The sequence below is a fragment of the Streptomyces sp. NRRL S-378 genome (assembly GCF_000720645.1).
Lineage (GTDB): Bacteria > Actinomycetota > Actinomycetes > Streptomycetales > Streptomycetaceae > Streptomyces.
In genome coordinates this window covers 85,463-94,259 of sequence record NZ_JOBX01000022.1, presented here as the reverse complement: position 1 = coordinate 94,259, position 8,797 = coordinate 85,463, and the positions used below count along the sequence as shown (strand labels likewise).

At 75.5% G+C, this 8,797-nt stretch carries 6 protein-coding genes; 5 read left to right on the top strand and 1 reads right to left on the bottom strand.

The genetic code is table 11. The annotated features are described in order from the left end of the window. Positions 1 to 141 precede the first annotated feature (141 nt). The 5 genes from IH80_RS0117805 to IH80_RS0117785 all read left to right on the top strand — a co-directional run bounded on the left by IH80_RS0117805 (position 142) and on the right by IH80_RS0117785 (position 6,336). Positions 142 to 1,332 carry a glycosyltransferase gene (locus IH80_RS0117805; protein WP_030961583.1) on the top strand — a complete coding sequence of 397 codons (1,191 nt, stop codon included), beginning with the start codon at positions 142 to 144 and terminating at the stop codon, positions 1,330 to 1,332. Positions 1,333 to 1,579: 247 nt separating this feature from the next. Then, a complete protein-coding gene (locus tag IH80_RS0117800; protein ID WP_030961582.1) occupies positions 1,580 to 2,086 on the top strand; it encodes a DUF6643 family protein in 507 nt (168 codons plus the stop codon). Between the two features lie 52 nt (positions 2,087 to 2,138). Beyond that, positions 2,139 to 2,966, top strand: a complete 828-nt coding sequence (locus tag IH80_RS0117795; RefSeq protein ID WP_030961581.1) for an MOSC domain-containing protein — start codon at positions 2,139 to 2,141, stop codon at positions 2,964 to 2,966. 149 nt (positions 2,967 to 3,115) lie between these two features. After that, positions 3,116 to 3,727 (top strand): hypothetical protein, encoded by a 612-nt coding sequence (locus tag IH80_RS0117790; RefSeq protein ID WP_030961579.1) that lies wholly within the window; start codon positions 3,116 to 3,118, stop codon positions 3,725 to 3,727. A gap of 146 nt (positions 3,728 to 3,873) precedes the next feature. Then, the gene (locus IH80_RS0117785) at positions 3,874 to 6,336 is read left to right on the top strand and encodes a right-handed parallel beta-helix repeat-containing protein (RefSeq protein ID WP_030961577.1); all 2,463 of its coding nucleotides are present in this window, start codon (positions 3,874 to 3,876) and stop codon (positions 6,334 to 6,336) included. On the opposite strand, the gene IH80_RS0117780 is transcribed toward IH80_RS0117785, so the two are convergent. Continuing rightward, positions 6,287 to 8,662: a hypothetical protein gene (locus tag IH80_RS0117780; protein ID WP_030961576.1), complete on the bottom strand. Its 2,376-nt coding sequence runs from the start codon at positions 8,660 to 8,662 to the stop codon at positions 6,287 to 6,289. The genes IH80_RS0117785 and IH80_RS0117780 overlap by 50 nt on opposite strands. Positions 8,663 to 8,797 lie beyond the last annotated feature (135 nt).

Genomic DNA, 8,797 nt, shown 5'->3' with positions numbered 1-8,797 from the left:
CGCCCGAGGTCCGCACCCCGAGGGCCACGCGCCGGCCGGGCCCGGCTGCGGCCACCGTGTTCCGCCGCCTCCCCGGAGGGGCGCCGCACCGGGGTGGCACGGGTGCGCGACAGGGCCGCGGCAGCGCGGCACACTGCCGCCATGGGCCTCCCCACCGTCGCCACCCTCGCCGTCGCCGCGTCCTGCGCATCCCTCGCCGCTTGGCTCTGGCTCACCCTCGCCCGGGGCATGTTCTGGCGCACCGACGTCCGGCTCCCCCCGCGCACCGCCCCCACCCACTGGCCGTCCGTCGCGATCGTCGTCCCCGCCCGGGACGAGGCCGGGGTGCTGCCCCTGAGCCTGCCCTCGCTCATCGCGCAGGACTATCCCGGCGAGGCCGGGGTCATCCTCGTCGACGACGGCAGCACGGACGGCACCGGCCGCCTCGCGCTCCGGATCGCCGCCGAGCAGCCCGGGCTCCCGCTGACCGTCGTCTCGCCCGGCGACCCCGCCCCCGGCTGGACCGGCAAGCTCTGGGCGCTGCGTCACGGCATCTCGCTCGCCCGCACCGCGCACCCCACCGAGCCCGACTTCCTCCTGCTCACCGACGCCGACATCGCGCACGAACCCGACAGTCTGCGCGAACTGGTCGCGGCGGCTACCTCCGCCGACCTCGACCTCGTCTCGCAGATGGCCCGACTGCGCGTCGCCGGCCTCTGGGAGCGGCTCGTCGTACCGGCCTTCGTGTACTTCTTCGCCCAGCTCTACCCCTTCCGGTGGATCAACCGGCCCGGCGCCCGCACCGCCGCGGCCGCGGGCGGCTGCGTGCTGCTGCGCACCAGCGCCGCCGTCCGCGCCGGGGTCCCCGACCGGATCCGGCAGGCCGTCATCGACGACGTCTCCCTGGCCCGCGCGGTCCAGGACTCCGGCGGTCGCATCTGGCTGGGGCTCGCGGAGCGGGTGGACAGCATCCGCCCCTATCCGGCCCTCGCGGACCTGTGGCGGATGGTCTCGCGCAGCGCCTACGCGCAACTGCGCCACCGGCCTCTGCTGCTGGCCGGGACGGTCGCCGGGCTGGCGCTCGTCTACCTGGTGCCCCCGGCCGCCCTCCTGGCGGGCCTCGCCGCCGGACACCCCGCCGTCGCCTGGGCCGGCGGCCTCGCCTGGCTGCTCATGGCCGGCACCTACCTGCCGATGCTGCGCTACTACCGCCTGACCCCGGCACTCGCGCCGCTGCTTCCGTTCACCGCGCTGCTGTACCTCCTGATGACCGTCGACTCGGCCGTCCAGCACTACCGCGGGCGCGGTGCGGCGTGGAAGGGCCGCACCTACGCCCGGCCCAGCGGCGCGTGAACCGGCGGACCACCGTCCGGGCCCGCGTCATTCGAGGTCATCGCGTTGTGACGCTGCGTCAGCAAGAAGTCGGTGCAACGCACAACCGTTGGGTACGAGTTGGAGCAAGGCGGGATGGAAGTGGCCAAATCGTGCACGTGAACGCCAAGTGAAAGGTGTGGCCCTGACCTGCGAATATGCAGGTCAGCGCGGTATTGACGGCGCCTCGCTATGGACCCGGTGAATTCGTGGGCTTAACTTATGTCTCATGACCTCCCCCCGCTCCACTTATGGCGGCGGTTACTACTCCGCGCCCTCCTTCCCGGACACCCCCATCTACGACTCCCTCGTCGCAGAACGGGGCACTCCGCAGATCGCTCCGATCCGCGTACCGGCCGCCTACGAGTCCCCGAGCGCGGGTTATTCGAGCGGTGGGTACCTGCCGGCCCTCGCGTCGGCCATGCCCGCACTGCCGCCTGCCACCCCTCAGCAGCAGGCCCCGGCATACGGGTACCCGTACCAGCAGCAGGCCGCTCCGCAGCCGATGCCGCTGCAGAACGCGCCCGCCCCCTACATTCCGCAGCAGCAGCCCGTCGCGGCCCGCGGCGGGTACGTGCCGCAGCCCCAGCCGCAGCAGCCCCGCCCGGCGGCCATGGCCACCGGCTACGAGGCGATGCGTCCGGCCGCGCCGCGCCCCATGCAGGTGCCCGCTCCGGTGGCGGGCCCCTCGTACGAGGACCCCTACGGCCGCTCCTACCAGGGACGCGGCTACTGACGGGCCCCCTCGCGCGCACCGGGACGGCCGGGCGGGCTGGCACTATGCCCCCATGTCGAAGTTGTACGTTCAGGCGCTCCACGTCCACCCCGTCAAGTCGGTAGCGGGGACTGCTCCCGATGCGGTGGCCGTGGAGCCCTGGGGTCTGTCCGGGGACCGCCGCTGGGCCGTGGTCGACCCGGAAGGCACGGTCCTCACCCAACGCCGCCACCCCCGGCTGGCCTTGGCCTCGGCGCGCCCTCTGGGCGACGGCGACCGGATCGCGGTGACCGCTCCCGGCATGGCGGAGCTGGTCGTGGAGGTGCCCGAGCCGGGTCCGCTGGAGCCGGTGTCCCTGTTCGGGAAGAAGGTCGAGACCGTGGTCGCGGCGAGGGCCGCGGCCGACTGGTTCAGCGCGTTCCTCGGGGTTCCGGTCCGGCTGGTACACCTGGACGACCCGGCCGTACGGCGTCCGGTCGATCCGGACTACGCATTGCCGGGCGAGACGGTGAGCCTGGCCGACGGCTACCCGCTGCTGCTCACCACGCTCGCCTCGCTCGACGCCCTCAACGCCCTGATCGCACAGGGGGACCACCCCGAGGAGGGTCCGCTGCCCATGGACCGCTTCCGTCCCAACGTGGTGGTGGCGGGGGCCGAGGCCTGGGCGGAGGACGGCTGGCGGCGCGTCGCGATCGGTGACGCCCTCTTCCGCGGCGCGCGCGAATGCGGCCGGTGCGTCGTCACCACCACCGACCAGCGGACGGCCGAGCGGGGCAGGGAACCGCTGAAGACCCTGGCCCGGCACCGGCGGATCGGCAAGTCGCTGGCCTTCGGGCGGCTGCTGGTACCGCTCCGGCCGGCCACCCTGCACGTCGGAGACGAGGTCCGCGTCCTCGCCTGACGGGCCGCCTCCGGGTGGCGGCCGGACCACAGGAATGACACCTTCGAGGGGCTCCGCCCCCGAGCTGGAACCAACCGGCGTGACCAGGCCGTTGGAGCAGTCGGAACGGGAGACAGGCGGAGACTGGCCCAAGGAGGGGGAGCCGGACCGTGCGGACAGCTATGGGTGTGTGGCGCTGGCGGCGCAATCCGCTGCGCCGGCCGACCGATCTCTTCGAGGCGTGGGTGGCCTTCGCCGCGCTGGTGTGCGTCGTGGTGGTGGCTCCGGCCGTCGGCTGGGTCGCCGGCCTGCGGGTGGACGGCACGCTCCAGCAGGCGGTGCACGAGCAGCGGCAGGAGCGGCATCTCGTGCCGGCCGTGGTGGTCCGGCACGCCCCGGCCACGGACACGGAGCCGTCCGAGGACCCTGCGGCGCAGCGGACGGCCCCCCGGCGTACGCAGATCGTCGCCTCGTGGACCGCGCCCGACGGCAGCAGCCACGAGGGCACGGTGCCGGCCGCGGAGGAACCGCCGCACCCCGGCGACCGGTTCCGCATATGGACCGACGCGCGGGGCCGGCTGGTGGGACGGCCGCTCGACCCGTCCGCCGCTTCCTTCCACGCGGGGACGGCGGGCCTGGCGGCCGCGGCCGGGGTGGCCGTCCTGGCCGTGACGGTCCGCCGCCTGGTCGTACGTCGGCTCATGCACCGTCGGTACATACGGCTGGACCGGGCGTGGGCGGCCGCCGGGCCGGACTGGGGCCGGGCGGGCGCCGGTGGCTGACCTGGCAGCCCTTCTGCTCCGCGCGCGCTACGGTGGAGCGGCCGGACAGGTCGCTCCCGTGGCAGAAGTTGCCCGAGTGGCCTCGGACATCGGCGGCTCCGGCCGCATCGGCAGCATGAGCACGAGGGTGGGGGCACGACAGCACCATGGTTCAGGGCACGGTCCAGGTGACGCACGGCGGCTCTTCGCGGTGGCGGCGCCGCTCCGGTGAATATCCGACACTGACCGCCGCGCTCGCCGCCGCGGGCGACGGCGACGTGCTGTCCATCGCCCCGGGCACCTACCGGGAGAACCTGGTGCTGCAGCACGCCGTCACCCTGCGCGGGCCCGAGGACGGTTCGGGATCGGTGCGGATCGCGCCCCTCGACGGCGTCGCGCTGACGTTGCGCGCCTCGGCCGTGGTGCAGGACCTGTACCTGGAGGGTCAGGACCGGGCGGCGCCGGCGCTGCTGGTGGAGGACGGCTCTCCCGAGCTCACCGACCTGCGCGTGAGCACCCACTCGGCGGCCGGCATCGAGGTGCGCGGCTCCGGGGCCCGGCCCCTGGTGCGCCGCTGCACCGTGGAGAATCCGGCCGGCGTCGGGATCGCCGTACTGGACGGCGGCGGCGGGGTGTTCGAGGAGTGCGAGGTCGTCACCTCGGGACAGACCGGGTTCTCGGTCCGCGGCGGCGGCCGGCCCCGGCTGGAGCGCTGCCGCATCCACCACTCCACGGGTGCGGGCATCGCGGTGACCGGTGAGGGCTCGGGCCTGGAGGCCCTCGGCTGCGAGGTGTACGAGGTCCGGGGCACCGGCGTGCAGATCGCCGCGCGCGCCGCCGCCCGCCTCACCGACTGCGCGGTGCACCGCACCTCGGCGGACGGGGTCACGCTCGACACCGACGCCGTGCTCACCCTGGCCGGGTGCGACATCCACGACATCCCGGAGAACGCGGTCGACCTCCGGTCGCGTTCGGTGCTCACCCTCGGCCGGACCACGGTGCGCCGGTTCGGGCGCAACGGCTTGTCCGTGTGGGACCCGGGCACCCGGGTGGACGCCGAGTCCTGCGAGATCCACGACAGCACCGGCGACTATCCGGCGGTGTGGGTCAGCGACGGGGCCACCGCTTCCCTGGCCTCCTGCCGGGTGCACGACGTCCCGGACGCACTCTTCGTACTGGACCGGGGATCGAGCGTCGACGTCACCGACAGCGACCTGTCGCAGGTCCGCAACACCGCGGTCTCGGTGAGCGACGGGGCCACGGCGCAGCTCGACGACTGCCGCATCCGCGAGGCGGCCACGGGGGCCTGGTTCCGCGACCACGGCAGCGGCGGCGTCCTCGCCGACTGCACCATCGACGCGGTGCAGACCGGCGTGATCGTCACCAAGGGTGCCGACCCGGCCCTGGAGCGGTGCACGGTCACCTCTCCCACCGAGGCCGGTTTCTACGTGTCGGCGGGCGGCCGCGGCACCTTCACGGCGTGCCGGGTGACGGACAGTTCCGGTTTCGGATTCCACGTCCTCGACGGCTGCCGCACCACGCTGACGCGCTGCCACACCGAGCGCTGCTCCCGCGGCGGCTACGAGTTCGCCGAGGACGGCCCCGTCGCCGAGGAGTGCACCGGCGACGGGTCGGGCATGCGGTCGGCGGCCCAGTCGGCCCCGGCCGGCGGCCCCACCGGCACGCAGTCCGGGGTCCGTACGGCCGGTGCGGCGCGGAGCCCCGGGGCACAGCCGGTCCCGGCGGGCCGGGTGTCCGTACCGCGGCCCGCGGATCCCGGAGCTGACGGGGCGTCGGCGACGATGGCCGGGCGGGCCTCCGGCGCCGTGCTGGGGCAGCTCGACGGGCTCGTCGGTCTGGACAGCGTCAAACGGGAGGTGCGTGCGCTCACCGACATGATCGAGGTGGGCCGCCGGCGGCAGCAGGCGGGCCTCAAGGCCGCCTCGGTGCGCCGGCACCTGGTCTTCACCGGCTCCCCCGGCACCGGGAAGACCACGGTCGCCCGGTTGTACGGGGAGATCCTCGCCTCCCTCGGGGTGCTGGAGCGCGGGCACCTGGTCGAGGTGTCGCGCGTGGACCTGGTGGGCGAGCACATCGGCTCCACGGCGATCCGCACGCAGGAGGCCTTCGAGCGGGCGCGCGGCGGGGTGCTGTTCATCGACGAGGCGTACGCCCTGGCCCCGGAGGACTCGGGCCGGGACTTCGGGCGCGAGGCGATCGACACGCTGGTGAAGCTGATGGAGGACCACCGGGACGCGGTGGTGGTGATCGTCGCCGGGTACACGGCGGAGATGGAACGCTTCCTGACCGTCAACCCGGGTGTCGCCTCCCGGTTCTCCCGGACCATCGCGTTCGGCGACTACGGCCCGGGGGAACTGCTGCGGATCGTGGAACAGCAGGCGGAGGAGCACGAGTACCGCCTCGGGGAGGGCACGGCCGAGGCCCTGCTGAGGTACTTCACCGAGCTGCCCAAGGGGCCCGCCTTCGGCAACGGCCGCACCGCGCGCCAGACCTTCGAGTCGATGGTGGAGCGGCACGCGGGGCGCGTGGCCCAGCTGTCCGAGCCGAGCACGGACGACCTCACCCTGCTGTTCCCGGCGGATCTGCCGACGCTGCCCACCCCTTGCTGACGCCGGGGCGCTGAGCCGGTACCTCGGCCCGTGCGGCCCGCTCCAGCCGGGCGAGCAGGGCGGCGCGTTCGGCGGCGAAGGCGGGGTCCGCCTGGTAGTCGGCGTGGCCGAGGATCGGCGCGGGCAGTGGATGGCGGGCGCTGCGCCCGTAGGCGAGCGGATCGGCGAGCGGGCCGCGGTCCACCTCCGGCGACGCGGGGCCGGGGAGCGCGGGCCCGCCGATGGGGTCGGTGGCCCGCCAGAGGTTGCGCCAGCAGTCGACGTCGCGGTGCAGGGCGGCGAGGGGTCCGGGGCCGAAGTAGGCGGGGAACCAGCGGCCGTAGAGGCGGGCGAGCGGGGATCCGTACGTGAGCAGCGCGACGCGGCGGCGGACGGGCGGAGGCAGTTGCCAGACGGCCGCCGCGGCGAGGACACTGCCCTGCGAGTGGCCGGAGATCACCAGCCGGCCGCCGGTACGGCCGGTCCAGCCGGCCATCCGCCAGGTCAGGTCGGGGACCGCCCGCTCGGCGTAGCAGGGTGGTGCGAAGGGATGGGCCGCACGCGGCCAGAAGGTGCCGACGTCCCACAGGATCCCTATGGTCCGCCGGGCGGCGGGGTCCCGGTAGGCGCGCCGGCCCCAGGCGACGAAGAGGGCGATGCCGAGGCCGATGAGCCAGGAACCGGCGTCCTGGGCGGCGCGGGCGGCGGCCTCCACCAGCGGCGGGGCCGCGCGGGCGGCCTCGCCCGGGACCTGACCGGTGGACCAGGCTCCGGCCAGGGCGCCGGCGCCGAGCACCAGGGTGATCCCGGAGACGGCCGCGACGAACCAGGGCGCGGAGTCGGTGAGCGCGGCGGCCGTGCGCGCCCCGGCGATGCGGCGGCTGCGCGACACGTCCGGGCGCTCCCCCGGGTACTCCGCCGCGACGGTCGCGGCAAGGCGGCGCCGGGTCCGGGCCGCGCGCCCCGCGAACCAGGCGGTGAGCAGCGCCAGTACGAGGAGCAGCGGGGGCAGCACGGAGGCCTGCCAGGACAGCAGGACGGGTGGGCCGGGCAGCAGTGCGCCCGCCATCCCCGGGGTGGCTCCTCCGTCCATCCAGTCGGCGACGCGCTGGGCGACCCCGCCGGACATCACGCCGCCCAGGGCGCAGCCGAGCATGGCGACGGCGGGACCGCCGAGGCCGCGCAGGGCGGCCGCGGGATCGGGGGCCCGCCGGTGGAGGTACCGGGCGACCACGGCGAGGGCGAGCACGCAGAGACCCTGGCCGAGCATGATCACTCCGAAGGCGAAGTCCCCGGGGAGGCGTCCTGCGGAGGTCCAGCCCGGGCGCGAGAAGCAGGCGTGCACCAGGACGGCGGCGAGCAGGGCGAGGGCGGCGCCGGGCAGCAGGCTGACCACGGCCCGGTCGAGGCGGTGGTCGGGGCGGTCCTCGGTGCGGCCGCGCCGGCAGACGACCCAGGCCACGGTGACGGCCCCGGCGGCAAGGAGGGCCTGGGTGATCCAGCCGACGGTTTCGAGGCCGGGGGCGGTCCCCGCGGTCCGGCGGTCGTGGGCGGCGGTGGGCGCGGAGACGGCCACCGCGACGGTGAGCAGCCCGGCCGCGGTGTGCGCGGCGCGCAGCCGGGCCACGATGCGGCGCCCGTACCAGAATCCGGGGCGGCCGAGCGCGGGCGCCGGGTCGGAGGCGGTGTCCGGGTCGGCGGCGCCCGCGGGCGGCGGCTGGGATTCGTAGGCGCTCCAGGTCCGGTTCGACAGGAACCAGAGCAGCCCGGTCAGTGCGGTGGGGACCAGCGCTCCGAGGGAGAGGCGGCGCCCGGGCTGGGACCACCAGCCGCCGCCGTCGGGCGCGAGGAAACCCAGCCGGGAGCCGGTGCCGGTGCAGGTCGCGGAGCCCGCGCACTGCCAGGCGACGAGGTCGAGCGCGACCTCGCAGGCGGCCGCGATCAGCAGGACGGTCAGGCTGAGCGCGACGATCCGTACGAGGACCCCGTACGTGCGCACCGCGCGCGGCGCGGGGTCGGCGGCGAGTCCGGTGGGGGCGGCGGGCCGGGCCCAGTGGGCGAGGTTGGCCACCATGAAGGGCAGGAGCAGCAGCCACAGGGCGCGGGCCCCGTTGCCGGAGGTGAGCCGGGACCAGCAGTAGGCCTCGGGGACGGGCAGCCCGGCGTACCGCTCGGGGTGGGCTTCGGCGTCGGCGTCGTCGGTGCGGCGGAACACGGCCGCGGTGGAGTCCCCGGTGACGCGGACGGTGCGCGGGTCGCCGAGCAGTTCGGCCGGGGAGGCGCCGGCGACGCCGTGGACGAGGAGTTCGAGGGCGAGGGGCGGATCGGTCTGGGGGCGGTCTGGCACGCAGGCCTCCGCTCGCGGGGGAATCGGCGCGTCTCCAGCATCCCGCGCGGCCGGGTCGCTGCCCAGGCCCCGTACGGGGGAACCCGCCGATCCGGGGCGGGCGGCGCCCGGTGGGGAATTCACGGGGTGGTGGCA